Source organism: Ruegeria sp. BB9, assembly GCF_056539345.1.
On the sequence record NZ_JBQFUU010000002.1, the window covers coordinates 477,916 to 501,120 of the forward strand.

The 23,205-nt window shown below is 61.3% G+C and carries 23 protein-coding genes and 1 tRNA gene; 14 read left to right on the forward strand and 10 right to left on the reverse strand.

Annotated elements, in window-relative coordinates:
- Positions 1-30: 30 nt before the first annotated feature.
- Genes proS through ACR0FC_RS09790 form a run of 3 tightly spaced genes read left to right on the forward strand, consistent with a single transcriptional unit; the run spans position 31 to position 3,202 of the window.
- Positions 31-1,371, forward strand: coding sequence for a proline--tRNA ligase (gene proS, locus ACR0FC_RS09780; protein WP_170340222.1), 1,341 nt, complete (start codon positions 31-33; stop codon positions 1,369-1,371).
- Positions 1,355-2,263, forward strand: a complete 909-nt coding sequence (locus ACR0FC_RS09785) for a glycosyltransferase family 2 protein (RefSeq protein ID WP_170340223.1) — start codon at positions 1,355-1,357, stop codon at positions 2,261-2,263. The genes proS and ACR0FC_RS09785 overlap by 17 nt, the downstream gene beginning before the upstream one ends.
- 30 nt (positions 2,264-2,293) lie before the next feature.
- Positions 2,294-3,202, forward strand: a complete 909-nt coding sequence (locus tag ACR0FC_RS09790; RefSeq protein ID WP_170340225.1) for an O-fucosyltransferase family protein — start codon at positions 2,294-2,296, stop codon at positions 3,200-3,202.
- Between the two features lie 50 nt (positions 3,203-3,252).
- Here the strand turns inward: ACR0FC_RS09790 and ACR0FC_RS09795 are convergent, their stop codons facing one another.
- A complete protein-coding gene (locus tag ACR0FC_RS09795; protein ID WP_170340227.1) occupies positions 3,253-3,618 on the reverse strand; it encodes a hypothetical protein in 366 nt (121 codons plus the stop codon).
- A gap of 362 nt (positions 3,619-3,980) precedes the next feature.
- Between ACR0FC_RS09795 and ACR0FC_RS09800 the strand changes: the two genes are divergently transcribed.
- Both ACR0FC_RS09800 and ACR0FC_RS09805 read left to right on the forward strand, forming a co-directional pair.
- Complete coding sequence (locus ACR0FC_RS09800; protein ID WP_170340228.1) at positions 3,981-5,267, forward strand: lipoprotein-releasing ABC transporter permease subunit; 1,287 nt, start codon at positions 3,981-3,983, stop codon at positions 5,265-5,267.
- Positions 5,260-5,946: an ABC transporter ATP-binding protein gene (locus tag ACR0FC_RS09805; RefSeq protein WP_170340230.1), complete on the forward strand. Its 687-nt coding sequence runs from the start codon at positions 5,260-5,262 to the stop codon at positions 5,944-5,946. Before ACR0FC_RS09800 ends, ACR0FC_RS09805 begins: the two co-directional genes overlap by 8 nt.
- Here the strand turns inward: ACR0FC_RS09805 and ACR0FC_RS09810 are convergent.
- Positions 5,930-6,367, reverse strand: a complete 438-nt coding sequence (locus ACR0FC_RS09810) for a DMT family transporter (protein ID WP_170340233.1) — start codon at positions 6,365-6,367, stop codon at positions 5,930-5,932. The genes ACR0FC_RS09805 and ACR0FC_RS09810 overlap by 17 nt on opposite strands.
- Positions 6,368-6,462: 95 nt before the next feature.
- Between ACR0FC_RS09810 and ACR0FC_RS09815 the strand changes: the two genes are divergently transcribed.
- Positions 6,463-6,867 carry a c-type cytochrome gene (locus ACR0FC_RS09815; RefSeq protein WP_170340235.1) on the forward strand — a complete coding sequence of 135 codons (405 nt, stop codon included), beginning with the start codon at positions 6,463-6,465 and terminating at the stop codon, positions 6,865-6,867.
- Positions 6,868-6,870: 3 nt separating this feature from the next.
- Here ACR0FC_RS09815 and ACR0FC_RS09820 read toward each other — a convergent pair whose 3' ends face one another.
- Together ACR0FC_RS09820 and ACR0FC_RS09825 are read right to left on the reverse strand one after the other, a co-directional pair.
- A complete protein-coding gene (locus tag ACR0FC_RS09820; protein WP_170340237.1) occupies positions 6,871-7,557 on the reverse strand; it encodes a hypothetical protein in 687 nt (228 codons plus the stop codon).
- Positions 7,558-7,597: 40 nt separating this feature from the next.
- On the reverse strand, positions 7,598-8,260 hold the full coding sequence (locus ACR0FC_RS09825; protein WP_170340239.1) for a DNA-3-methyladenine glycosylase I: 663 nt from the start codon (positions 8,258-8,260) through the stop codon (positions 7,598-7,600).
- 397 nt (positions 8,261-8,657) lie between these two features.
- On the opposite strand from ACR0FC_RS09825, the gene ACR0FC_RS09830 reads away from it, so the two are divergent.
- The 7 genes from ACR0FC_RS09830 to ACR0FC_RS09860 all read left to right on the forward strand — a co-directional run bounded on the left by ACR0FC_RS09830 (position 8,658) and on the right by ACR0FC_RS09860 (position 16,553).
- Positions 8,658-9,608, forward strand: coding sequence for an ABC transporter substrate-binding protein (locus tag ACR0FC_RS09830; RefSeq protein WP_093964805.1), 951 nt, complete (start codon positions 8,658-8,660; stop codon positions 9,606-9,608).
- A gap of 9 nt (positions 9,609-9,617) precedes the next feature.
- Positions 9,618-10,670: a quaternary amine ABC transporter ATP-binding protein gene (locus tag ACR0FC_RS09835; protein ID WP_093964806.1), complete on the forward strand. Its 1,053-nt coding sequence runs from the start codon at positions 9,618-9,620 to the stop codon at positions 10,668-10,670.
- Positions 10,667-12,733, forward strand: coding sequence for an ABC transporter permease (locus ACR0FC_RS09840; protein WP_170340242.1), 2,067 nt, complete (start codon positions 10,667-10,669; stop codon positions 12,731-12,733). The genes ACR0FC_RS09835 and ACR0FC_RS09840 overlap by 4 nt, the downstream gene beginning before the upstream one ends.
- A 105-nt stretch (positions 12,734-12,838) precedes the next feature.
- Complete coding sequence (locus tag ACR0FC_RS09845; protein ID WP_170340244.1) at positions 12,839-13,504, forward strand: NnrU family protein; 666 nt, start codon at positions 12,839-12,841, stop codon at positions 13,502-13,504.
- Between the two features lie 71 nt (positions 13,505-13,575).
- Positions 13,576-14,097: a DUF2478 domain-containing protein gene (locus ACR0FC_RS09850; protein ID WP_170340538.1), complete on the forward strand. Its 522-nt coding sequence runs from the start codon at positions 13,576-13,578 to the stop codon at positions 14,095-14,097.
- Between the two features lie 90 nt (positions 14,098-14,187).
- Positions 14,188-15,435, forward strand: coding sequence for a D-arabinono-1,4-lactone oxidase (locus ACR0FC_RS09855; RefSeq protein WP_170340246.1), 1,248 nt, complete (start codon positions 14,188-14,190; stop codon positions 15,433-15,435).
- On the forward strand, positions 15,432-16,553 hold the full coding sequence (locus ACR0FC_RS09860; protein WP_170340248.1) for an alanine racemase: 1,122 nt from the start codon (positions 15,432-15,434) through the stop codon (positions 16,551-16,553). Before ACR0FC_RS09855 ends, ACR0FC_RS09860 begins: the two co-directional genes overlap by 4 nt.
- Positions 16,554-16,559: 6 nt before the next feature.
- Here the strand turns inward: ACR0FC_RS09860 and ACR0FC_RS09865 are convergent, their stop codons facing one another.
- The 6 genes from ACR0FC_RS09865 to ACR0FC_RS09890 form a co-directional block, all read right to left on the reverse strand.
- On the reverse strand, positions 16,560-17,315 hold the full coding sequence (locus ACR0FC_RS09865) for an ABC transporter ATP-binding protein (protein ID WP_093964811.1): 756 nt from the start codon (positions 17,313-17,315) through the stop codon (positions 16,560-16,562).
- A 9-nt stretch (positions 17,316-17,324) separates the two neighbouring features.
- Complete coding sequence (locus ACR0FC_RS09870) at positions 17,325-18,080, reverse strand: ABC transporter ATP-binding protein (RefSeq protein ID WP_093964812.1); 756 nt, start codon at positions 18,078-18,080, stop codon at positions 17,325-17,327.
- 12 nt (positions 18,081-18,092) lie between these two features.
- A complete protein-coding gene (locus ACR0FC_RS09875) occupies positions 18,093-19,298 on the reverse strand; it encodes a branched-chain amino acid ABC transporter permease (protein ID WP_170340250.1) in 1,206 nt (401 codons plus the stop codon).
- Positions 19,299-19,301: 3 nt separating this feature from the next.
- Positions 19,302-20,333, reverse strand: a complete 1,032-nt coding sequence (locus ACR0FC_RS09880) for a branched-chain amino acid ABC transporter permease (RefSeq protein WP_170340251.1) — start codon at positions 20,331-20,333, stop codon at positions 19,302-19,304.
- 104 nt (positions 20,334-20,437) lie between these two features.
- Complete coding sequence (locus ACR0FC_RS09885; protein WP_093964815.1) at positions 20,438-21,784, reverse strand: substrate-binding protein; 1,347 nt, start codon at positions 21,782-21,784, stop codon at positions 20,438-20,440.
- A gap of 430 nt (positions 21,785-22,214) precedes the next feature.
- Positions 22,215-22,298, reverse strand: a tRNA-Tyr gene (locus ACR0FC_RS09890).
- Between the two features lie 116 nt (positions 22,299-22,414).
- On the opposite strand from ACR0FC_RS09890, the gene rlmB reads away from it, so the two are divergent.
- Complete coding sequence (gene rlmB / locus ACR0FC_RS09895) at positions 22,415-23,188, forward strand: 23S rRNA (guanosine(2251)-2'-O)-methyltransferase RlmB (RefSeq protein WP_170340253.1); 774 nt, start codon at positions 22,415-22,417, stop codon at positions 23,186-23,188.
- Positions 23,189-23,205 lie beyond the last annotated feature (17 nt).

Below are 23,205 nucleotides of genomic sequence, written 5' to 3' on the forward strand. Positions count from 1 at the left end.
CCGTGGAATTCTCACCTGCAAGGTAAAAATATGCGCCTCAGCCGTTACTTTCTGCCCGTACTCAAGGAAAACCCGTCCGAGGCCCAGATCGTCAGCCACCGGCTGATGCTTCGCGCCGGGATGATCAAGCAGGCTGCCGCCGGGATCTATTCGTGGCTGCCGCTGGGTTTCAAGGTGCTGCGCAAGCTGGAAAACATCGTGCACGAGGAGCAGATCCGCGCCGGGCACATCCCGATCCAGATGCCGATCCTGCAATCGGCCGATCTGTGGCGGGAATCCGGGCGCTATGATGATTACGGTCAGGAAATGCTGCGTATGCAGGACCGCCATGGCCGCGATATGCTCTATACCCCTACCGCCGAGGAACTGGTCACCGACATTTTCCGCGGTCACGTCAGCAGCTACAAGGACCTGCCGCTGACGCTCTACCAGATCCAGTGGAAGTTCCGCGACGAGATCCGCCCCCGTTTCGGCGTGATGCGCGGCCGCGAGTTCTACATGAAGGACGGCTACAATTTCGATCTGACGAAAGAGGACGCGCTGCACGCTTATAACCGCCACCTGGTCAGCTATCTGCGCACCTATGAGCGCATGGGCCTGCAGGCGATCCCGATGCGCGCCGACAGCGGCCCGATCGGCGGGGACGACACGCATGAATTCCTGGTGCTGGCCGATACCGGCGAATCCGAGGTGTTCTATGACAGCGCGGTCACTGACATCCGTCTGGGGCAGCGCGACATCGACTATGACGACAAGGCCCAGTGCCAGGCGATCATGGAGGAGTTCACGTCGCTCTACGCCCGAACGGATGAGACCCATGACGAGGCCCTGTTCCAGCAGGTGCCCGAGGAACGCCGCCGTAGCGCGCGTGGCATCGAGGTGGGTCAGATCTTCTATTTCGGCACCAAGTATTCCGAGCCGTTGGGCGCCACGGTACAAGGCCCCGACGGCAAGCAGGTTCCGGTGCACATGGGCAGCCACGGCATCGGCGTCAGCCGCCTGATCGGCGCGATCATCGAGGCCAGCCACGACGACAAGGGTATCATCTGGCCCGAGGGCGTGACCCCGTTCCACTGCGGCATCGTCAACCTGAAACAGGGCGATGACGAGGCCGACGCGGCCTGTGACAAGATCTACAAGGCGCTGACCGCGCTGGGGCTCGAGCCGCTCTATGACGACCGCAACGAGCGGGCAGGGGGCAAGTTCGCCACGATGGATCTGATCGGCCTGCCCTGGCGCATCACCGTCGGCCCGCGCGGGTTGAAGAACGGAGTGGTCGAGTTGACCAGCCGCCGCACCGGCGAAAGCGAAGAACTGAGCCCCGAGGCCGCCGTAACCCGCATTGCCGAGATCTATGAGCGCACCGTCTGAAACCGGTGACGCGCCGCTGATCTCGGTGATCACGGCAACTTGGAACCTGCTGTCCCAAGGGCGCCAGGACACATTTCGCCGCGTCATCGAATGCATGGCGCGGCAGAATTGCGACCGTTCCGAGCACATCATTCAGGACGGAGCATCAACGGACGGGACGGTCGAATTCATTCAGGACTTGATCGCCGACGCGCCGCGTACACGCCTGATCAGTGAACCGGACCAAGGCCTGTACGACGCGATGAACCGCGGCGTCGAAGCGGCACGCGGCGAATACGTTCTGTTCCTCAATTCCGACGACTCGTTGGCCGCGGATGATGTTCTGAACCGGGCGGCAGACGTTTTGGTTAGAAGAGGACCGGACTTTGCCTACGGCTCGACAGTCGAGCGCGGCTCAGACGGCCAGATCTTAAAAGACCGCCGTCCCGATCCGAATTCAGTTCTTCAGCGGATGCCTTTTTCACACAACTCGGTCTTCATCCGAAGCGACTTGTTTAATAGGCTTCGCGGGCATGATCTGGGTTTCGCAGTCGCATCGGATTATGATTTGGTGCTTCGTATGTTTGCGGGCGGCGCTAAGGGGGTCGATCTAGAAATGCCAATCTCGGAGTATTCATCGCGCGGGGCGTCGGCAGACGATGCGCGCGTTGCGCGAGATTACGCTATGGCGTGGTACACTTTCATAAACGGTTTTGAATCACTGTCGAGGAACTACACAGTCGCGGATTGCCTGAGTTGGTACTATCAGGGAAACATGCCCCTCAGCTTGTGCCGGACATTACAATCAATCGACGAATTCCCCGAAGCCCTCAGACCGGCTCTTAGGCAAAGTCTTAAGAAGGCGCGCCGTCGGGCATGGCAGTTCTGGCGAAAAAGCAAGGCGTCGTTATAAATAGATTCCTCTTGGTAAGGTGGTGGGAATTTGATCACTAATGCGGAAATCGGTGGCAACGGTCGATTTGGGAATCAGATTTTCCAATACATGTTCCTGTCTTTCCATGCCGCCAAATATGGTCTGGAGTTTGCAAATCCGCCTTGGGACGGAGACGTCATTTTCAAGATTCAGCCGGGCCGCAACAGTCTGCCCGAACAGGATCGGAAGTTGGTTGAGGATATTAAAGACCCGCAGCATTGCCCCATTCGGAATGCGACTGGCCCGTTGGATGGCGTAGATGTGTCTGGATATTTTCAGTATCCAACGAGTTTCTACTCCCCGCAACGGGATCGATTGTGTGGAGAGTTTTCGTTCAAACCGCCCTATTCAGACTTTGCAAAACGACTACAGGGCTGGTTTTCGGAATTGCCAGGAACCGTTGTCGCGGTACATATGCGGCGGGGCGACTACGGGACTGGAATTTTCTTTCGTGCGCCTTCCGAATGGTACACGGCTTGGCTTGCTACTCTGCAGAAAAGGGTCGGAGAACTTACGGTTTATGTTGCCAGTGACGAACTAGATGAAGTGTTGGGAGGTTTTGATGCCTTCAGAACGGTTTCTGCAAAAGATGCCCCTCACCCGCTTCCGTCTCCGGAATTTGTAACGGATTTCATGGCTTTGTGCGTTGCTCCGCATGTGGCCATATCCAACTCGTCCATGTCCTTCGCCGCGACCATGTTTAACGCGGTCGCAACATCGTTCTACCGGCCCTCTCTCAAAGAACGGAGGTTGATAGAGTATGATCCTTGGGACGCAGAAGTATTACTGACTGATGTCATAGCCGAAGATGCGGGTGAAGAGTTCATGAGCGAACGCGCAAAGTCGCGCACCAAATACAAGATAAGAAAGTTCTTTCGCAGGAATGCGTGGCAACACCAAAGGACAAACCGAACCTGAGTGCAGGACAATGGTCGGATTGCGTTGCTCGACTTGTCGGCCTCGTATGTTTAGCTTTCCCGCAGCTTGGGATCAGGGCTGGAGATGATCAAGTCGCCATCCGCGTTAGCACCGCGGGCGATCACCATCGGGCGACCCATTCGCCGCACCAGTTCGCGCAGTTCAAATCCCAGAAATTTCAGCCCGCACACCCGGTCACCTGTCGCCTGATCGATCAGGCACAGACGTCCATCCCGAAACGCAAGGCTGTATCCCTTTTCCCGAAGGATGCCAGACAATGCGCCCCAGTCTAAGGCGTTTGTGAAAAGTGGTCTGATGGATGCCCGTAGCAACGCAGCGCTTTCGCTATCAAGCTCAGTTGATTTGTTTTTGATCCCGGCCGTACCAAGACTAAATAGTTCCTTCTGAAAACTCATGAGCGACCCCGCTCTTATACTGGTTAATGTGTCCCCCCACCCGATAGTGTGACAAAGTTTCGCGTAATAAGCAAAACCAGAAACTATATTGCTCCACTTTGGTTGCAAAACGAACTCAGTTGGAGTTCATCTTCTCGTTTTGTTGATATCTTGGAAACAAACTTCCGCGTATTGTGAGGGATTTGGCCTTCATGTCTGTTCCTGTGTATTGCTCGCCTGACGAGTTTTTGGATTGAGTGCGTGCTTTGTCGAACTTGATTTTGGCGCTTTTGGCTTGAAGCTGTTTCATCAATTGGGGTAGTTGATTTGACCGAAAATGCGTTCGGGACAAGGGTCACCCGATCTTATTTGCCGGAGCAGGAATGGCCAGAACACCCCCTCCCTTTGCCGCATTCGAATGGAAGATCGCCTGGCGCTATCTGCGCGCCCGGCGTGCCGAGGGCGGTGTAAGCGTGATGACCTGGATCTCGTTGATCGGAATCACGCTGGCAGTTTTCGCGCTGATCGCCACGCTGGCGGTCCGGTCTGGGTTCCGGTCCGAATTCGTGGGCACCATTCTTGGGGCCAACGCTCATGTAACAGTCTACTCGGCCGGCGAACTGGACGCGCAAGGGCAGGTTGATCGCACCATCGTTGAATACGACGCCATGGCCGAACGTATCGCGCAGGTGCCGGGTGTTCAGCGCGCTGCTCCGCTGGTCAAGGGGCAAGTTCTGATCACCAACCGCGATCGCAGCAGCGGGGTCGAGGTGTTCGGTATCCGCCCTGATGACCTGCACAGCCTGCCCGGTATTGCCGAAAGCGATCAGGCCTACGGCGACCTGTCCCGGTTCGAGGAGGGGATCGCCATCGGCTCGGGCGTGGCCCGCGCCATCGGTGCAACGGTGGGGGATCGGGTCAAGCTGACCTCGCCCAACGGGGTCAAGACCGCCTTCGGCACCTCGCCCCGCGTGAATGCCTATGAAGTCGTCTACGTGTTTTCGGCCGGGCGCTATGACATCGACCGCACCCGCGTCTACATGCCGTTTTCCGAGGCGCAGAGTTTTTTCAACCGCGAGGGCGTCGCCGACGAGATCGAAGTGATGGTCGACCGCCCCGAGGACCTGAACCCGATCCTGATCCCCATCCTTGAGGCGGCGGGAGAACGGTCGCAGATCTGGACATGGCAGGACGCGTCAGGCGGCTTTCTGCGCGCGCTTGAGGTCGAGGACAACGTGATGTTCATCATCCTGTCGATCCTCGTGCTGATCGCCGCTATGAACATCGTCTCGGGCCTGATCATGCTGGTCAAGAACAAGGGGCGCGACATCGGCATCCTGCGCACTATCGGGCTGAGCGAGGGGTCGATCCTGCGGGTGTTTTTCATCTGTGGTGCCTTCACCGGGATCATCGGCACCGCGATGGGCGTCATCCTGGGCTGTCTGTTCGCTCTCTATATCGACCCGATCTTCTCTTTCGTGAACTACGTGATGGGCGGCGGCGTCTGGGATCCGACGATAAGGGGCATTTATGCCTTGCCGGCCGAGCTGCACCTGTCGGACGTGCTCAAGGCGGTTGGGCTGTCGCTGGGTCTGTCCTTCTTCGTCACCTATTTCCCGGCCCGCCGTGCGGCACGGCTGAACCCGGTCGAGGCGCTGCGATATGAATGATGTCACCTTGCGTCTGACCGGCCTGACCAAGACCTATCTGAAAGGCACGCCCGCCAAGGTGCAGGTGCTGCGCGGCGCCGATCTGGAGCTGCGCGCGGGCGAGGCGGTAGCTCTTGTGGCGCCCTCGGGGGCGGGCAAGTCGACCCTTCTGCATATCGCCGGTCTGCTGGATACACCGGATTCCGGGACGGTCGAAATCGGCGGTCAGGACGCGACCGGCAAGGGCGACCGCACCCGCACCGCGATGCGTCGGCGGGATGTGGGTTTTGTCTATCAGTTTCATCACCTGCTGCCGGAATTCACCGCGCTGGAAAATGTCGTGCTTCCGCAATTGGCCAACGGGGTGTCCGACAGGGCGGCCAAGGCCCGCGCGATGGATCTGCTGGGACGTGTCGGCGTCGCCGAACGTGCCGACCACCGCCCGGCAGCTTTGTCGGGGGGCGAGCAGCAGCGGGTGGCCTTCTGCCGGGCCCTAGCCAATGAACCGCGTGTCCTGCTGGCGGACGAGCCAACAGGGAATCTGGACCCGGGTACCTCGGATCAGGTCTTTGCCGCGCTGATGGATTTGGTGCGCGAGTCCGGCCTGTCGGCGTTGATTGCCACGCACAACCTTGACCTTGCGGCGCGTATGGACCGGATGCTGCGGCTGGATGGGGGTGTGCTCAGGCCAGCTGAGTGATCGCGACGCCTACGGCCATCACCGCGATCCCGCCGGCGCGCATCAGGGTCAGCGGTGTGACCTGCGCGCCGAAAAGGCCGAAATGGTCGATGGCCGCGGTGCTGATCAACTGCCCCAACAGCACGAAGAACACCGCGTTGCCGACGCCGAAATGCGGTGCGACGTGGGTAATGGATAGCACGTAGAAGGCAATCAGAACCCCACCCAACAGCAGATGTTTCGGGGTCTGCGCAACCTTTGCCAAAGCTTGTGTTCCGGGGAACAGCAGCATCACCAGCGCCGAAGATCCAAACGCCACGGCAAACAGGATGACCGCAGCGGTGGTGGGCGAGCCGATCAGCTTTCCGAGCGCCGCATTCAGCGCGGCGAGAATCGGAACTCCGATCCCGGCGGCGAGCATGATGGCTGCATAATGTGTCATGGCCCGGACCCCTTAGCCGATTTCGTTGATCTGGATCATTGCGGGTCGTGACGGTTCGGGCAACCCTGCTTTTGGCGTTAGAACGGAGGAACGCAATGAAACTGTTGACGTTTACGGCCTTGGCCATGGCAGGTGCGATTGCCGCCACAGGTGCTGCAGCCCAGGATGCCGAAGCCGGCGAGCAGCTTTACCTGCACCATTGCGCCACCTGTCATGGACTGGACGCGACTGGACACGGGCCAATGGCCGGCGTGCTGTTAATCCAACCGACCAATCTGAAGACGCTCGGTGACGCGGGCGGAAAATTTCCGACCGCGCGTGTGGTGCAGCGGATAGACGGCCGCGATCCTCTGGTCAGCCATGGCAGTCCGATGCCGGTCTACGGGCCGTATTTCGAAGGGCAGGACACCGCCATCAAGACAGATGCCGGCCAGCCGATCCTGACAAGCAAGCCGATTGCCGATCTGGTCGCGTATCTAAAGACCTTGCAAGGCAAGTGAACCTCATCTGCAGATGCCTTCCACCTTGGCACCGCTCCAAGGGATAACCACGTCGCTTTCTCGCCGGGCACCCGGCAGTTTTTCCGGGTCGAAATGCTTGGCCAGCATGTCATGCAAACGCTGGGTCCGCGGGGCGTCCGGATCCAATGCGCGGCAGCAGACATATTCCTCGACGATGGCGCCCTGCTGTTCAAACCCGTAGTCCAGGAAATCGGCCGAGTTATCCAGATCGAACAGGTAAGGATCCTTGCGGCCACCATGTTCGGCGGCCGCCCGCAACGGGTGATAGCCGGTGGTTTTCCGGTTCTGCCATTGCCAGACATGGGTCAGTTCATGGGCAAAGATCATGGCGGCCACCAGGTTCATCTGGTCGGGGTACCGCGCCATGTAGTCGTCAAGATACCAGTCCTTGGTGAAGTAAACCCGGTTGAACAGAGCGATCGCCGCCGGTTTTCCGGTTACGATCTCGTCCTTGACCGGCGGCAGGATGCGCTCGCGGCAAGCCAGCCTCGGTCTGGCCTTTCGTTCGTAGGTTATGGAGGCGACTGGCGCGCCCTCGACCAGCCGAACCCGGTCAAGATCCAGCGTTTCGCCCTGCACCTTGCTTGCAAATGCGCGCTCGTTCTCGGTCAGAGGGCGACCGCAGGACAGCAAGGCAAGAAACAGCAGGATCGAAATCAACCGGACCATGAACAAACCCTAGCCCGCTGTGGTTCGGTCGCAAGCGATTCTAGAGGCTCATCGCAAGCACCCGGCTGATTTCGGTCAACGACCTGCCGGATTGATGCATCCAAGTGTTGAAGGCGTCCTGCACCGCAGCCATCGCTTTCCTGGAGGTGGCTGGCTTGTCTATGACGCCTTCGGCGATCAAACGGGCCGTCACGTCGCGTGACAGGATAAAGCTGTCTCGCCCGGCAAAGCGCATCGCATACTGGGCTGAAGCCCCGCCCAACCGAGAACCACGTTTTGCGAGCATGTCCAAAAGTCCGACATAGTCGGTCGATGGCCAGCCGCCCAACACTTTGCCAACGCCGCCTTCCGTGCGGAGTTCCAGAAGAAACGCTGCGTTGTCGCGCACGGTGGCGATCTTGGTGCCGTTGCGCACGATGCGCGTGTCTTGCAACAGCGCGTCGAATTTCTCATCATCCATGAAGGCGCAGCGCCCGACGTCGAACCCGTCAAAGGCCGCCTCGAAACCGTCCCACTTGGCCTCGATGACCTTCCAATTGAAGCCAGCCTGAAAGATGCACTTTGTGATTGTCGAAAGCCACCGATCCTCTGGCAGGGCGGCCAATTCCTCGGCGGACTTCGGCTTGGACAGTTTGTCTTCAAGCGCGTGCGGTCCGCCGTGCCGGTCGGCCGCCAGCCCATAGATCTCATCGAAATGGTGCATCGAAAAGCTCCCTTCGCCTTAAGTGTTGCCAATTTGTTCTGGCCAATGCAAGGGCGGCGGCTGAGTGCGGTCTGCCTTTTGGGCAAAACAATCGGAAAATCAGGAATTTGCCCCATCGTTACAAGAAATACTCGACAAACGACCCCAATTGGGTTTGTGATTGACTCGTCAATCAATGTCCGGTCCGCGAACCCTCGGGCAAGGCGCCCCATGACACGAGGGCGCAAGAGGAATGAAATGCGGTACCAAGGCCGTTTGTTGGGAATGACGCGAACTGTTCGCTTTCCTTTTCCGGCCAAATTTGTGCATGTTGCGACATGGTATTGTCGTTAGACAAGTCAGCCGGCGGGCATGTTTCCGCCGGGGTGGGCAAAACAAAGAAACAGGGAGAAAATCCATGAAAAAACTGAATGTAAGCCTTCTGGCGATCATGGTCGCCGGCGCCGCGCACGCGGCTGACATGGGCGCGGTGGACGAGCCGATTAAACTGGCGATCAACGAGTGGACGGGCCAGCACGTCACCACGCATGTCGCCGCAGAGATGCTCAAGGCCGCCGGTTACCAGGTTGAATTCGTCACCGCGGGCATGTTGAACCAGTTCCAGGCGCTGGCCGACGGAGACATCGACGCCACGCTCGAGATCTGGTCGTCGAACGTGTCGGACGAATACGCCAAGAAAATCGAAGAGGGCACCGTGGTCGAAATCGGCGACCTTGGCCTCGATGCCAAGGAAGGCATCGCATATCCGGCCCATGTTGCCGACCTGTGCCCGGGTCTGCCCGCGTGGGAAGCGCTGAAGGACTGCGCGCAGAATTTTGCGACGGCGGAGACCCTGCCGATGGGACGTCTGGTCGACTATCCGGCTGACTGGGGTACGCCCGGGGCAGACCGCATGGTGGGGCTTGAACTGCCGTTCAAGGCTATTCCTGCCGGGTCCGAGGGCGCGCTGATCGCCGAACTCCGCGCTTCGACCGACCGCAAGTCGCCCCTGCTGATCACCTTCTGGCAGCCGCATTGGGCCATGTCGGCCTATGATGTGAAATTCGTTGAGTTGCCGCCGGGCGAAGACGCCTGCTTCAATGATCCGGCCTGGGGGCCGAACCCCAATGCCGTCAACGACTGCGATTTCTCGCCCTCGCGCATCTTCAAAGCCGGGTGGAGCGGTCTGGCGGACAAGTGGCCTGCCGCGTATGAAATCCTGAGCAACTATCAACTGGCGGTCGAAGACCAGCAGCCGATGATGGGTGCGATCGACGTTGACGGCGGCAAGGTCGAAGAGGTTGTCGCGGCCTGGATGGCGGACAACGAAGACAAGTGGCGTCCGGTCGTGGACGCGGCAACGAAGTGAGCCACCTAAGTGACTGACGCGAATACGCCAGCCATTGCCTGCCAGTCTCTCTGGCAGGTTTTTGGCCAAGGCGCAGAAAAGGCCCTGACCGACGCGTTGTCTCGGTCAGGGAACGACGCCGACAAGGCCGCTGCCGATTTGCGCGAACAGGGGTTCATCCCGGCTGTTCAGGATGCAAATTTCGAAGTCCGCGATGGTGAATTGTTCGTCATCATGGGGCTGTCGGGGTCCGGCAAGTCGACCCTGATCCGTTGCATCTCGCAGCTGTTGCCCGGAACGGGTGGCGAGATCCGCATCGACGGCGACAACGTGATGGGTGCCCCAAAGAAGCAGCTGACCGAACTGCGCCGCAAGAAACTGGGCATGGTGTTCCAGCATTTCGGACTGTTTCCGCACATGACGGTGGCGGAAAACGTGGCTTATCCGCTGCGCGTGCAGGGGGTGGGGCGCAAAGAACGTCTGGCCCGCGCGCAGGAAGTCATTTCTTTGGTGGGGCTTGAGGGCCGCGAGGACAGCTTTCCTCGGCAACTTTCGGGCGGTCAGCGTCAGCGCGTGGGCATCGCCCGATCTTTGGCAGTGAACCCCGATATCTGGTTCTTGGACGAGCCGTTCTCGGCCTTGGACCCGTTGATCCGGCGGCAGCTGCAGGACGAATTCCTGCGCATTCAGGCGACGCTGAAGAAATCCATCGTCTTCATCACGCATGATATTCAAGAAGCGCTAAAGCTGGCGGATCGCATCGCAATCATGCGGGACGGCAAGATTGTGCAGATCGGCACGCCGACGGATATCGTTCTGCGCCCCGTCGACGACTATGTGCGCGAGTTCTCAAAGGACGTGGCCAAGGGCCAGCACGCCAAAGTCGCCTCGGTCATGCAAGCGGGCGAGGCCGAGCGCGGTCCCGATGACCCTGGCCTGACAACAAAGATGACATTGGACGCAGCGCTGGCGCGCTGTATGGCATTGTACGAGCCCGTGCCGGTGCATGACGAAACCGGCGCGATCGTCGGCACCGTGCACCCCTCGGATCTGGCCGCAGCCCTGCAGGTGGATGACGCATGACCGTCGTCGCCGATGTTCCCACACCCACTCGGATTCACCTGACAGCCGGCGCGCAGGCGGCCCTGATCACGCTGATCGTGGGCGCGCTGTGCCTGGCGCTTGAGCCGCACGCGCCTTGGCTCGTCAAATGGCCTGCGTCATGGGAAGTGCCAGCCACGCAATGGGTGGGCGCCTTCCTCGACTGGTTTCTGAACGCGATCAAACCGGCGGCCCGGCTGTTTTCCGACCTTATGACCTATCCGATGAACTGGGCCAATTTCGTGCTGGGCCACACGCCTTGGCCCATCCTGATCGGGCTGGTGACGGCACTCGGTTGGTATCTGGGCGGACTGCCCATGGCGGCGCTGGGCTTTCTGGGCCTCAGCTTCGTGCTGGCCTCGGGTTATTGGGCCGAGAGCATGAATACATTGGCTCTGGTGGCCGTTTCGGTCCCCGTCGCGCTGATCGTCGGCGGAGCGATCGGCATTCTGGCCAACGAGGTGCCGCGGGTGAAATCGGCCGTTCAGGCAGTATTGGACATCATGCAGACGGTACCGACCTTTGCCTATCTGACGCCGCTGTTGTTGCTGTTCGGGTTTGGCCCTGTGGTGGGGCTGATTGCCTCGGCCATCTATGCGGCGCCGCCGATGGCGCGCAACGTGATGCTGGGCTTGGAGCGGGTGGAGCCCGAGATCAAGGAAGCCGCCATCATGTCGGGCGGCACCCGGTTCCAGCAGCTGTTCCAGGTGGAAATCCCGGCGGCGGCGACACAGATCATGGTGGGTGTGAACCAGTGCCTGATGGCGGCCCTGTCGATGGTGATCATCGCCGCGGTCATCGGCGGGTTCAACGACATCGGCTGGGAGGTCCTGCTGACCATGCGCAAGGCGCAGTTCGGTGAATCGCTACTGGCCGGCATGGTGATCGTGGTCTTTGCCGTGGTGATCGACCGCATGAGCGGCACGCTCGCCACTGAACGCAAACGCCACGACAACCGCGTCGTCTGGGCGGTTCTCGGCTTTGCGGTCTTGTTCACGCTGCTGTTCTGGGCGCGGCTGCCCAATCCGTCCGAACTGACACTGCTGGATCCGGTCGCGCAGGCGGTGGACAGCGGCCTCACCACCTTTACCCAGAATAACGGGCCGTGGCTGGATTCGCTCAAGAACAACTCGATGTTCTATGTGCTGCTGCCGCTGCGGATTGGTCTGAGTCAGGCGGTTCTGCCCTTCACCTGGGGGTTCCAGTGGACCCCGGCCATGAGCTTTGGCCTGTTCGCCGCCGGTGCGGTGATCGCCTTGCTGATGGCTTGGCGCGGGCACCTGACCGGTGGACTGGTCACGCTGATCCTGATCGGCATGCTCGAGACGGGCATCGCGAACCTGCCATGGCCCTTCGTGCTGACCGGCGCGGCGGCGCTGGGCTGGGTGGCAGGCGGTTGGCGTCTGGCGGCGTTATCTGTGGCGCTGCTGAGCACGATCCTGATCTCGGGCCTGTGGGAGAGGGCGCTGCTGTCGCTCTATCTCAGCGGTGCGGCGGTGTTCTTCTGCGCCGTCGTAGGCGGGCTGATCGGCCTCGCCAGCGCGGTCTGGTCGCCGGTCTGGAAGATCGTGCACCCGATCTGCGACATGCTGCAGACAATTCCCCTGTTCGTGTTCCTGATCCCGGTGCTGATGGTGTTCCAGATCGGCGAGTTCTCGGCCTTTCTGGCGATCTGCGCCTATGCGATCGTGCCGATGATCCGCTACACCCGTCACGGGCTGGTCAACACCCCGGACGAGATGATGGAGGCCGCGATCTCAAGCGGCGCGACCGAGTGGCAGATCATGCGCGACGTGCGTGCGCCTTATGCTGCGCCCACGATCCTCCTGGGGCTGAACCAGACGATCCTCTATGCCTTTGCGATGCTGGTGATCGCGGCGCTGATCGGCACGACCGGTTTGGGCCAGTCGATCTATCTGGCGCTGGGGCAGGCGGATGTGGGGCTGGGCATTTCGGCCGGGGCGGCGATGGCCATTCTGGCACTGATCGCCGACCGCATGGTTCAGGGCTTTGCCGAGGAACGCCGCAAGGCGCTGGGCCTGTAACGTTGGATCGGGGGCGGAGCAGCTGCCCCCGACCACACTTGATTTCGGACAAGGACCGGGGCCGTTTCCCCCGCTATCTCGGGCGCAAAACAGGCGGAGATGACCATGGCCGGTTGGGGCGCTTTTGTTGCTGCACTTCTGATCTTTCTGCTCAGCCACGCCATTCCGGCGCGTCCGGCAGTGCGCGGGCGGCTGATCGGGCTGATGGGGCGCGGTCCCTATTTCGCGGTCTATTCGGCGCTGTCGCTGGCGGTTCTGGCCTGGCTGATCGTGGCGGCGGCCAACGCGCCCTATGTCGAGGTCATCCCGCCGCTGGCGATCCTGCGCTGGGTGCCGCTGCTGGTGATGCCCGTCGTCTGCTGGCTGGCGGTGGCCGGGCTGGCGGCGACCAACCCGTTTTCCTTCGGAGGACTGGGACGCCGCCCGTTCAACCCCGAGCAGCCCGGCATCCTGCGGACCACCCGGCACCCGATCCTGTTGGCGATGATGCTGTGGGCGCTGGCGCATCTGCTGGCCAATGGCAGCCTGGCGCATGTGGTTCTGTTCGGCCTGTTCGCGGGTTTCGCATGGATTGGCATGGCCCTGATCGACAGACGCAAGGCGCGCGAGATGGGGTCCGATTGGCCCCGCCTGTCGCGCAGCACCGCACGCCTGTCGCTGCGGCTGCCACGTCCATGGCCGCGGCCCTGGGTCTGGTTGGTGGCGGGGCTGGCCTATGCCGCGCTGTTGCACTTGCACGCGCCGGTGATCGGGATGTCTCCGCTGCCGTGATGCGGGCGCTGGAAGGGGCGCCCCATGCGTGCTAATTGAAACAACAAGATGAAAATCCGAAAGGTCTGCCGATGCACCTGGCCTATGTCACCTCCACCGATCGCGGCGCAACCGACCGCCTGCTGAGCGCGGTAGCCGAACGCCTGCTGGCCAAGGGCGCCTGTCTGGCCGGTGTGGTTCAGACCAACACAGAATGCGCCGACAGCAGCAAATGCGACATGGACCTGCGCGTGCTGCCGGATGGCGAGACCATCCGCATCTCGCAATCGCTGGGCAGCCAATCGCGCGGGTGCCGGCTGGACCCGGCTGCGTTGGAGCAGGCGGTGGGCTATGTGACTGCTTCGCTGGCCGACCGTCCGCAATTGCTGATCGTCAACAAGTTCGGCAAGCACGAGGCCGATGGCCGCGGGTTCCGCCCCGTCATCGCCGAGGCTCTGGCGCTCGATGTCCCGGTGCTGGTCGGGGTCAACGGCCTGAACCGTGACAAGTTCGTGGATTTCACCGCCGGCGCGGCGCAGGCGCTTGAGCCCCGTCTGGACGCCATCGAGGACTGGTTCGACAGCGTTGCCAACCTGCGGCCTGCGGCCGAATAACAGCTTTCCCGACGTAACGTCCTGAAAACTGGGCTTGTTCCCTATCGCCCCGGCTGCAATCCTCTGCCCCGGATGGGAGGAGGATCAGCCATGTGGCAGAACTGGGCAGGCAACCAGACCAGCCAAATACGGCCCAAGCGGCCGATAACGTTCGAGGACCTGCAGCAGCTGATCGCCTCGGCCGAAACCCTGCGTCCAGTCGGGGCAGGGCATTCCTTCACCCCGCTCGTTCCGGGGGCGCAACACATCATTGACCTGACCGCCTTGGACCTGCCTGCCGTGACGCGGGTCGAAGGCGGGCGGGCCTGGATCAACGCCAATGCCCGGCTGCGCGATCTGTCGCCGGCGCTGGCCGAGCATGGCATGGCCTTCCGCAATCTGGGTGATATCAACGTGCAGACTCTGGCCGGCGCGGCGGCCACGGCGACCCATGGCACTGGGCGCACCCTGCCGTGCCTGTCCGCCGAAATCACCGCAGCCCGGCTGATCGGCGCGGATGGGCAGACCCTGACCACCGACGACATTCCGCTGAACATGGTGCAGGTCTCGCTGGGTCTGCTGGGCATCCTAACCGAGGCACAGATCAACGTCGTGCCGAAATACAACCTGCGCCGCCGGGTGCGTCTGTCGGACCTGCAGGACAGTCTGGAGCGCATGCACCAGCATTGGGACGAGAACCGGAATTTCGAATTCTTCTACATCCCGTTCACCGGGAAGACCGTAGAAATCCGGCATGACATAACCGACGCGCCCCAGACTCGCGCGCCGCGCGATCTGGACATGATCGCCGTCAAGGTTCTGAAGCTGGCGCGCAATGCGGGTCGGCTCAGCCCCGGTTTGCGGCGCGCCCTGCTGCGTCTGCTGACCTTGGCCCAGTCCGACGAGGATTACGTCGGCGAAAGCTGGCGCGTTCTGTGCAGCGACCGGCATATCCGGTTCAAGGAAATGGAATATCACATGCCGCCGGAAAACGCCCGGGACGTGCTGTCCGATCTGATCCGGCGGTTGGAGCGTGACCATGCCGACATCTATTTCCCCATCGAGGTGCGCCAGACCGCAGGCGACAACGCATGCCTATCACCGTTCCAAGGTGGCCCACGGGTATCGGTTGCCATCCACACCGATGCGAAGGAAGGCCATCTGCGCTATTTCGAGGCGATGGAGCCGCTGTTCCTGCAGGCCGGCGGCCGGCCCCATTGGGGCAAGTTGCACAGCCTGACCTATTCCGATCTGTCGCGCCTCTATCCCGATTTCGATGCATTCTGCGCATTGCGCGAAAAGCTGGACCCAACGGACAAGTTCCTGACACCCGCGCTGGCCCGGATGTTTCGCCCATGACTGCAGAGTATCGTGAACAACTCGCCCAAGCGCTGCGCGATCATGGCGTCGACCGGCCGGTTGCCGTCGTCGATCTGGACCGGGTCGCGGCGAATTGCGACGCCGCCCGCGCAGGGTTGGGCTACGGCCTGCAGGCCCGGTTGGTGGCCAAGTCTCTGCCGTGCCTGCCTCTGCTGGACCATATCCGCAGCCGGCTTCCGACATCGGGCTTGATGAGCTTTTCCGAACCGATGCTGTCGGCCCTGCTGGCCGCCGAGCCGGACACCGATCACCTGCTGGGCAAACCGCTGCCGGTGACGGCCGCCCGGCGGATTCTTGAGACGCATCCCGACGCCGCCCGGAGGGTGCAGTGGCTGATCGACACGCCACAACGGCTGGACGCGTATCTGTCGCTGGCCGCTGACACGGGCGAAACCCTGCGCCTGTCGCTCGAGATCGACGTGGGCCTGCACCGCGGCGGCTTGACCGCCGATCAGGTCGCAGGCGTCGCGGCAAGGATCGCGGATCATGCCCATGCGGCTCTGTCGGGCGTGATGGGGTACGAGGTGCATCTGGCCAAACTGCCTGGGCCGCTCCGACGCCGCGCGCGGCGAGCCAGTGCCAAAGCCTTTGGGCAAGCGGTCGCTGCGCTAGGGCAGGGGGCGCAGGGGCTGTGCCTGAACACCGGTGGCAGCCTGACCTTTCAGGACCCGGCCACGCGAACCCCGGCGACCGAGGTTGCCTTTGGGTCGGTTCTGGTGAAACCTTCGGATTTTGACCATGCATCGACCAAGGCGTTTTTGCCCGCGCTGTTCTTGGCCACACCGATCCTCAAGGTCATGCCGCGCAACCCGGTGCCGGGGATTGACCTGCCCGGACTGCGCCGGACCAACCTTGCCATTTCCGGTGGGCATTACTTGGCCAGCCCCGTCTGGCCTGACGGGTTCGGCTATTCCGGCGTATTCGGGCGTTCAAGCAACCAGGAGGTTTGGGTGGGTCCGAAAACGACAAAGGCGCAGCCCGGCGATATCGCCTTGCTGCGCGCCAGTCAGAGTGAAGCGGTTCTGAACCAGTTCGGCACGGTTCTGGCCTTCCGGCAGGGGCAGGTCGTGGCCGAATGGGCCTGCCTGCCCAACTGACACGGGTCAGATCGCCAGATATTCCTCGCGCAGCTGGGTGTTTTCCAGCACCTCGTCGGCGGTGCCGTCAAACACGATGCAGCCGGTGTCCAGAATGATTGCCCGGTCGGCCAGTTGCAGCGCTCGCACTGCGTTCTGTTCGACGATGATGGTGGTCATGCCCTGTTGCTTGATGTGGATCAGCGTCTTTTCGATCTCGTCCACGATCACCGGGGCCAGCCCCTCGTAGGGTTCGTCCAGCAGCAGCACCTTGATGTCCCGGGCCAGCGCGCGGGCGATCGACAGCATCTGCTGTTCGCCGCCCGAAAGAGTCACACCCTCTTGCTTGCGCCGTTCGCCCAGACGCGGGAACAGCTCGTAGATCCGTTCCAGCGACCAGCCGATCGGGGGGGCGATCTGGGCCAGCTGCAGGTTCTCCTCGACCGTCAGGCCGGGGATGATCCGCCGATCCTCGGGCACAAGGCCCAATCCGGCGGCGGCGGCCTCGTAGCTGGTCATGTTGTGCAGTGGCTTGTGGTCCAGCCAGATTTCGCCGTGGCGCACCTCGGGCTCGCCCACGCGCGCGATCGAGCGCAGGGTCGAAGTCTTGCCGGCCCCGTTGCGCCCCAGCAGGGCCAGGATCTCGCCCTCGTGGACGTTGAAGCTGACGCCTTGGACGATGTAGCTTTCGCCATAGTACGAATGCATGTCCCACACCGACAGGAACGCGGGCGCGGTGCTGGCCATATTGGCGTTTTTCGAAAAGTCAGGTTTCTCGTTCATAGCTTTTCCTCACGCCGCCTCGCCCAGATAGGCCTCTCGGACCTTGGGGTTTCCGCGGATGTTTTCGGGGGTGTCCTCGACCAGCGGCGTGCCCTGCGCCAGAACGGTGATCCGCTCGGCCAGGCTGAACACCACATGCATGTCGTGTTCGATGATCGCGATGGTGATGTCGCGCTCATCCTTGATCTGTTTCAGCAGGTCGATGGTGTTGTTGGTGTCGGCCCGAGCCATACCGGCCGTGGGCTCGTCCAGCAGCAGCAGGCGAGGCTTCTGGCTGAGGCACATGCCGATCTCGAGCCGCCGCTTGTCGCCGCGCGACAGCGAGGCTGAATGCATGTGCCGCTTGTCGGCCATGTTCATCTCTTCCAGCATGGCTTCGGCCTGTTCGACCACCTCTTTTTCGTTGGCGATGGTCTCGTAGGCGTGCATGCGGAATGCCCCGTCGCGCATCGCGAAGATGGGGATCAGCATGTTCTCCATTACGGTCAGCTCGCCAAAGATCTCGGGCGTCTGGAACACCCGGCTGATGCCCATCTGGTTGATCTGGTACGGCTCGCGCCCCAGCACAGACTGGTTGTCGAACAGGACAGATCCGGTATCCGGGATCAGTTTGCCCACCAGGCAGTTCAGCAGAGTGGACTTGCCCGCCCCGTTGGGGCCGATGATCGCATGCACCGAGTTTTCCTCGACGCTCAGGTTCACGTCCGTCAGGGCCTTGAGGCCGCCGAAGCGCTTGCTGACATCTTTAACTTTCAGAATTGCCATTGACGCGTTTCCTTATTCTGCCGGCTCGGTTTTGCCTTCACGGGTGTCATCCCCGCCAACGCTTTTGCGGCGGATCCAGTTCAGCAACCGCTGACCGCCCTCGACCAGCCCGCCAGGCAGGTAGATCACCACCAGCATGAACAGGATGCCCAGGGTCAGATGCCAGCCCTTGCCGATGAACGGGTGGATGATGAACACCACCGCGTCTTCGAGCCCGTCAGGCAGGAAGGCGAACCAGCTGTGCAGCACGTTGTCGTTGATCTTCGAGAAGATGTTCTCGAAATACTTGATGAAGCCCGCGCCCAGAACCGGCCCGATCAGAGTACCGGTGCCGCCCAGGATGGTCATCAGCACGACCTCGCCCGAGGCGGTCCATTGCATCCGTTCAGCGCCGGCCAGCGGGTCCATTGCGGCCATCAGGCCACCGGCCAGACCGGCATACATGCCCGAGATCACGAACGCGGCCAGTGTGTAGGGTTTGGAATTCAATCCGGTATAGTTCATCCGCTGCTGGTTCGACTTCACCGCCCGCAGCATCATGCCGAAAGGCGAGCGGAAGATGCGGATCGCCAGGTAGAACACCACCATCATGATCACCGCGCACAGATAGTAGCCCGCGTTGAAGTCAAAGCTCCACGCTCCCACATCCATCGTATAGGTCGCGCGCATCGGCAGGCCGAACAGATGCGGCAGATCGGGCGCATTGGCCCCCTGCAGGATCTGCGGGTCATCGGCATAGACCTGCAGGCCGGTTTCCCCGTTGGTCAGGTTGAACTTGGGGTTCGACAGCACCGAATAGGCCAGCGCAAAGCTCATCTGCGCGAAGGCTAGCGTCAGGATCGAGAAGTAGATCCCCGACCGGCGCAGGCTGACATAGCCGATCAGCACCGAGAACAGCCCGGCGACCACGACGCTCAGCGCGATGGCGGGGATGACGTTGTAGCTGAGCAGTTTGAACATCCAGACGGCCGAGTAGGACCCCACCCCCAGAAAGGCCGCGTGGCCGAAGGACAGGTATCCGGTCAGGCCGAACAGAATGTTGAACCCGATGGCAAAGATTCCGAAGATCACGAACCGCTGCATCAGGTCCGGATAGCCCGCGTTGAACTGCGCCATGGCGCTGTCAGTGGGGAAGGGGTTCAGGATGAAGGGGGCCAGCAGCGTCAGCAACGCGACGACGATCAGCAGGCTTGTGTCTTTTTTGTTCAGTCCCAGCATGGGTTATTCCTCCATCACGCCTTTGCGGCCCATCAGACCCCGCGGACGGGTCAGAAGAACGATGATGGCGACAAGGTAGATGATGATCTGGTTGATGCCCGGGATCGTTGTGGTCGCCCAGGTGGTCGAGGCAAAGCTTTCAAGGATGCCCAGAAGGAACCCGGCCAGAACCGCGCCGGGCAGCGAGCCCATGCCGCCGACTACGACGACCACGAAGCTGAGCACAAGGAAATCCATGCCCATGTGATAGTTGGGCGGGTTCAGCGGCCCGTACATCACGCCCGCAAGCCCAGCCACCGCGGCTGCGATGCCGAACATGATGGTGAACCGTCGGTCGATGTTGATGCCCAGAAGGCCCACGGTCTCCCGGTCGGCCATTCCGGCGCGCACGACCATGCCGAAGGTGGTGAACTGCAGGAACGAGAACACGCCTCCGATGATCACGACCGCGAACAGGAAATAGACCAGACGCCAGATCGGATAGATGATCGCGTTGGGATCGAACCCCAGCGCCACGCCCAGATCGACCGACCCGCTCAGTGCCGCAGGCGGCGGGGTCTGGATCGGGTTGGCGCCGAAGAAATACTTGATGATCTCTTGCAGAACGATGGCCAGGCCGAAGGTCACAAGGATCTGATCTGCATGGGGACGCTTGTAGAAATGCTTGATCAGGCCGCGTTCCATCACGTAGCCGACCATAAGCATGATCGGGATGGCGAAGAGGATGGCCAGCGGCACGGACCAGTCGATGATGGTCGCGCCCAGCTCGGGGCCGAACCAGCTTTCGACATAGGGGGTCTTCACCTTCAGCGGGTTGCCCAGAAAGTCGGTCTGGGTCTCGTCGACCACCTCGTAGCTGAGGTTGAAGATCTTCTGAAGCGTGACGGCACAGAAGGCGCCGATCATGAACAGGGCCCCGTGGGCGAAGTTCACCACGCCGAGCGTGCCGAAGATCAGCGTCAGCCCCAGCGCAATCAGCGCATAGGCCGAGCCCTTGTCCAGCCCGTTCAGAATTTGCAGTAGGATTGCGTCCATTGTCCTTACCTTTGACTGGTCCCGGCAGCTCTCCCCGGTCGTCTGACCGGAGAGAGCCGTTTTGAGGACTCAGGGGTTTTCTTGCGAAAAACCGAGTGTCGGGGTTACGCGCCCGGGTTGCACTTGCCCAGTTCGCCGCCGGCGAACATCGGGTGATCCGGATCGTACTCGACCTGCGCCCGCGGAGTGATCTCGACGATCTCCAGCGTGTCATAGGCGTTGGTCGGGTTTTCGTTGCCGCGCACGACCAGCACATCCTTGAAGCACTGGTGGTCGGCACCGCGATACCAGGTCGGGCCGTTGCCCAGACCGTCGAACTCGAAGTCCTCGAGAGCTTCGACCACGCCGCACGGGTTGAAGGTGCCTGCGCGCTCGCAGGCATCCGCGTACAGCAGTACCTGGGCATAGCAAGTCTGAGCCGAGTTCGACGGCGGCTTGCCGTACTTCTCGCCGAAGGACTTCACGAAGGCCTTGGTGCCCTCATCCTGCAGCTGCCAGTTCCAGTTCATCGAACCCAGAACGCCTTTGATGTTCTCGCCAGCGCCGGCGGCCATCAGTTCCGAGTACAGCGGAACGACGATCTTGAAGTCCTTGCCGTTTACGACCTTGTCCAGCAGGCCGAACTGGATCGCGTTTGTCAGCGAGTTGACCATGTTGCCGCCGTAGTGGTTCAGAACCAGCACGTCCGCGCCCGAGTTCAGAACCGGCGCGATGTAGGACGAGAAGTCGGTCGAGGCCAGCGGGGTCTTGACAGTGTTGACCGTCTCCCAGCCCATCGCTTCGGTCGAAGCCACGATCGACTCTTCCTGGGTCCAACCCCAGTTGTAGTCGGCGGTCAGGTGATAGGCACGGCGTTCGGTGCCCATTTCCTTGGCCAGCACCGGCGCCAGAGCGGCACCCGACATGTAGGCGTTGAAGAAGTGACGGAAGCCGTTCGCCTTCTTGTCCTTGCCGGTGGTGTCGTTGGCGTGGGTCAGGCCGGCCATGAAGATCACGCCCGCCTCCTGGCAGAGGCCCTGAACCGCAACGGCCACGCCCGAGGACGAGCCGCCGTTGATCATGATCGCGCCGTCTTTTTCGATCATCGACTTGGCCGATGCACGGGCAGCGTCGGACTTGGTCTGCGTGTCGCCGGTGACGAACTCGACCTTCTTGCCAAGGATGCCGTTCCCTTTCAGCGCCTTCGACGTGAAGGTGTTCAGGCAGCCGCCGTCGCCTTCGCCATTCAGATGCTCGACCGCCAGCTGCTGTGCCAGCAGTTCGTCATTGCCTTCTTCGGCATAGGGACCGGTCTGCGGCACGTTGAAGCCCAGCGTGACTGATCCGCCAGTGGGTTCGTTGGTATAGGCCGCGGCCGACGAGGCCGTGAAGATCGTCGGCAATGCCAGACCGGCGCTTGTGACGGCACCAGACTTCAGCACGCCGCGACGCGTGACAGATTTGTTTGACATGAATTCCTCCCAATTAGCAGGCTACGCCCTCGGGCTCCTCTTCCGTCGGGTAAAACGCAACCTGCGCAGGGCAAGTATGAGGGGCAGAATGAAAATTCCCCAACAAGTCCCTAGAAATGAAATATTATTTTGTAAATTCTTGAACTCTTATATTTATGGAATTGTAAATTTTTGGAATTTGAAGCAGCTAAGCTGCTCATTGGAAAGGATGAGTCAGAAAATCCCGTTTCGATACGAGCATTGGGTGTCGGGACGCAACCGCCATTCCCAAGCCGTCCGATGTCCGGCCGTTGATGCTCGGGGCATCGCATGATCTCCGGGCACTCAACCTTTGCCTGAATTTCCTTGCAGAATCGAGGGCAAGCGCAAGGGACCACCCGGACAAACCCGGTGTGCGCCATCTATCTGCGTTCTGATTTGCGGAAGAAGATGGTGGGCGACCCTGGAATCGAACCAGGCGTGCGTCTCCGCGAGGGAGTTACAGTCCCCTGCCACACCTTGCGGCCTGTCGCCCACTGTCAGGCGTTGCACCTGACGTGGAGGCGTGATTACTAGCGCTCAAAAGGAGCGTCAACAGGAAAATTCCGCTTTGGCGCAGGAAACATTGTTCCCGGCCCGGAGGCCAGTAAAATGAAGAAACCGAAGTGGGTGATTGAGAAAGAGCAGGCGCGCAAAGCGGCGACTTCCGAAACCGTCTGGTTGTTCGGATTGCACGCCGTGCGTGATGCGTTGATGAACCCCAAACGGCAGAAACTGCGCCTGATCGTGACCCGCAACGCACAGGACAAGCTGGCGGATGCGATCGCGGAATCCGGCATGCAGGCTGAACTCGTCGATCCGCGAAAATTCAACGCGCCAATCGACCCGGGCTCGGTGCACCAAGGCGCGGCGCTTGAAGTCAAGCCGCTGGAGTGGGGCGGTCTGGCCGAGAATTGCATCGGGCGCGAAAACCCTCGGGTGCTGCTGTTGGACCGCGTGACCGATCCGCACAATGTGGGCGCGATCCTGCGCTCGGCCGAGGTTCTGGGCGCCAGCGCGGTCATCGGCACGCGCCACCACTCGGCGCCGGAAACCGGTGCGCTGGCCAAGACCGCCAGCGGTGCGTTGGAGCGCCAACCCTATCTGCGGGTGCGAAACCTGGCTGACGCGATCGTCGAGTTGCAGAATATGGGATTCCTCGTTCTGGGCCTGGATGGTGAGGCCGATCAGACCATCGAGGCAACTTTGGACGGCAAGCGCGATCGTCCGGTTGCGCTGGTTCTGGGCGCCGAGGGGCCGGGATTGCGGCAAAAGACCAAGGAAACGGTGGATATGCTTGTCAAAATTGACGCAGCGGGCGGTTTCGGATCCCTGAACGTCTCAAATGCCGCGGCGATTGCCCTATATGCTTCTCAGCCGCATTGAGAGGAGAGACCCATTCC

Coding starts and splice junctions, on each gene's coding strand:
- ACR0FC_RS09870 (WP_093964812.1), bottom strand. CDS start 18,080: ATGGCAATTCTGAAAGTTAAAGATGTCAGCAAGCGCTTCGGCGGCCTC.
- ACR0FC_RS09785 (WP_170340223.1), top strand. CDS start 1,355: ATGAGCGCACCGTCTGAAACCGGTGACGCGCCGCTGATCTCGGTGATC.
- ACR0FC_RS09860 (WP_170340248.1), top strand. CDS start 15,432: ATGACTGCAGAGTATCGTGAACAACTCGCCCAAGCGCTGCGCGATCAT.
- rlmB (WP_170340253.1), top strand. CDS start 22,415: ATGAAGAAACCGAAGTGGGTGATTGAGAAAGAGCAGGCGCGCAAAGCG.
- ACR0FC_RS09840 (WP_170340242.1), top strand. CDS start 10,667: ATGACCGTCGTCGCCGATGTTCCCACACCCACTCGGATTCACCTGACA.
- proS (WP_170340222.1), top strand. CDS start 31: ATGCGCCTCAGCCGTTACTTTCTGCCCGTACTCAAGGAAAACCCGTCC.
- ACR0FC_RS09805 (WP_170340230.1), top strand. CDS start 5,260: ATGAATGATGTCACCTTGCGTCTGACCGGCCTGACCAAGACCTATCTG.
- ACR0FC_RS09820 (WP_170340237.1), bottom strand. CDS start 7,557: ATGGTCCGGTTGATTTCGATCCTGCTGTTTCTTGCCTTGCTGTCCTGC.
- ACR0FC_RS09825 (WP_170340239.1), bottom strand. CDS start 8,260: ATGCACCATTTCGATGAGATCTATGGGCTGGCGGCCGACCGGCACGGC.
- ACR0FC_RS09845 (WP_170340244.1), top strand. CDS start 12,839: ATGGCCGGTTGGGGCGCTTTTGTTGCTGCACTTCTGATCTTTCTGCTC.
- ACR0FC_RS09865 (WP_093964811.1), bottom strand. CDS start 17,315: ATGAACGAGAAACCTGACTTTTCGAAAAACGCCAATATGGCCAGCACC.
- ACR0FC_RS09800 (WP_170340228.1), top strand. CDS start 3,981: ATGGCCAGAACACCCCCTCCCTTTGCCGCATTCGAATGGAAGATCGCC.
- ACR0FC_RS09810 (WP_170340233.1), bottom strand. CDS start 6,367: ATGACACATTATGCAGCCATCATGCTCGCCGCCGGGATCGGAGTTCCG.
- ACR0FC_RS09795 (WP_170340227.1), bottom strand. CDS start 3,618: ATGAGTTTTCAGAAGGAACTATTTAGTCTTGGTACGGCCGGGATCAAA.
- ACR0FC_RS09875 (WP_170340250.1), bottom strand. CDS start 19,298: ATGCTGGGACTGAACAAAAAAGACACAAGCCTGCTGATCGTCGTCGCG.
- ACR0FC_RS09830 (WP_093964805.1), top strand. CDS start 8,658: ATGAAAAAACTGAATGTAAGCCTTCTGGCGATCATGGTCGCCGGCGCC.
- ACR0FC_RS09815 (WP_170340235.1), top strand. CDS start 6,463: ATGAAACTGTTGACGTTTACGGCCTTGGCCATGGCAGGTGCGATTGCC.
- ACR0FC_RS09850 (WP_170340538.1), top strand. CDS start 13,576: ATGCACCTGGCCTATGTCACCTCCACCGATCGCGGCGCAACCGACCGC.
- ACR0FC_RS09885 (WP_093964815.1), bottom strand. CDS start 21,784: ATGTCAAACAAATCTGTCACGCGTCGCGGCGTGCTGAAGTCTGGTGCC.
- ACR0FC_RS09855 (WP_170340246.1), top strand. CDS start 14,188: ATGTGGCAGAACTGGGCAGGCAACCAGACCAGCCAAATACGGCCCAAG.
- ACR0FC_RS09880 (WP_170340251.1), bottom strand. CDS start 20,333: ATGGACGCAATCCTACTGCAAATTCTGAACGGGCTGGACAAGGGCTCG.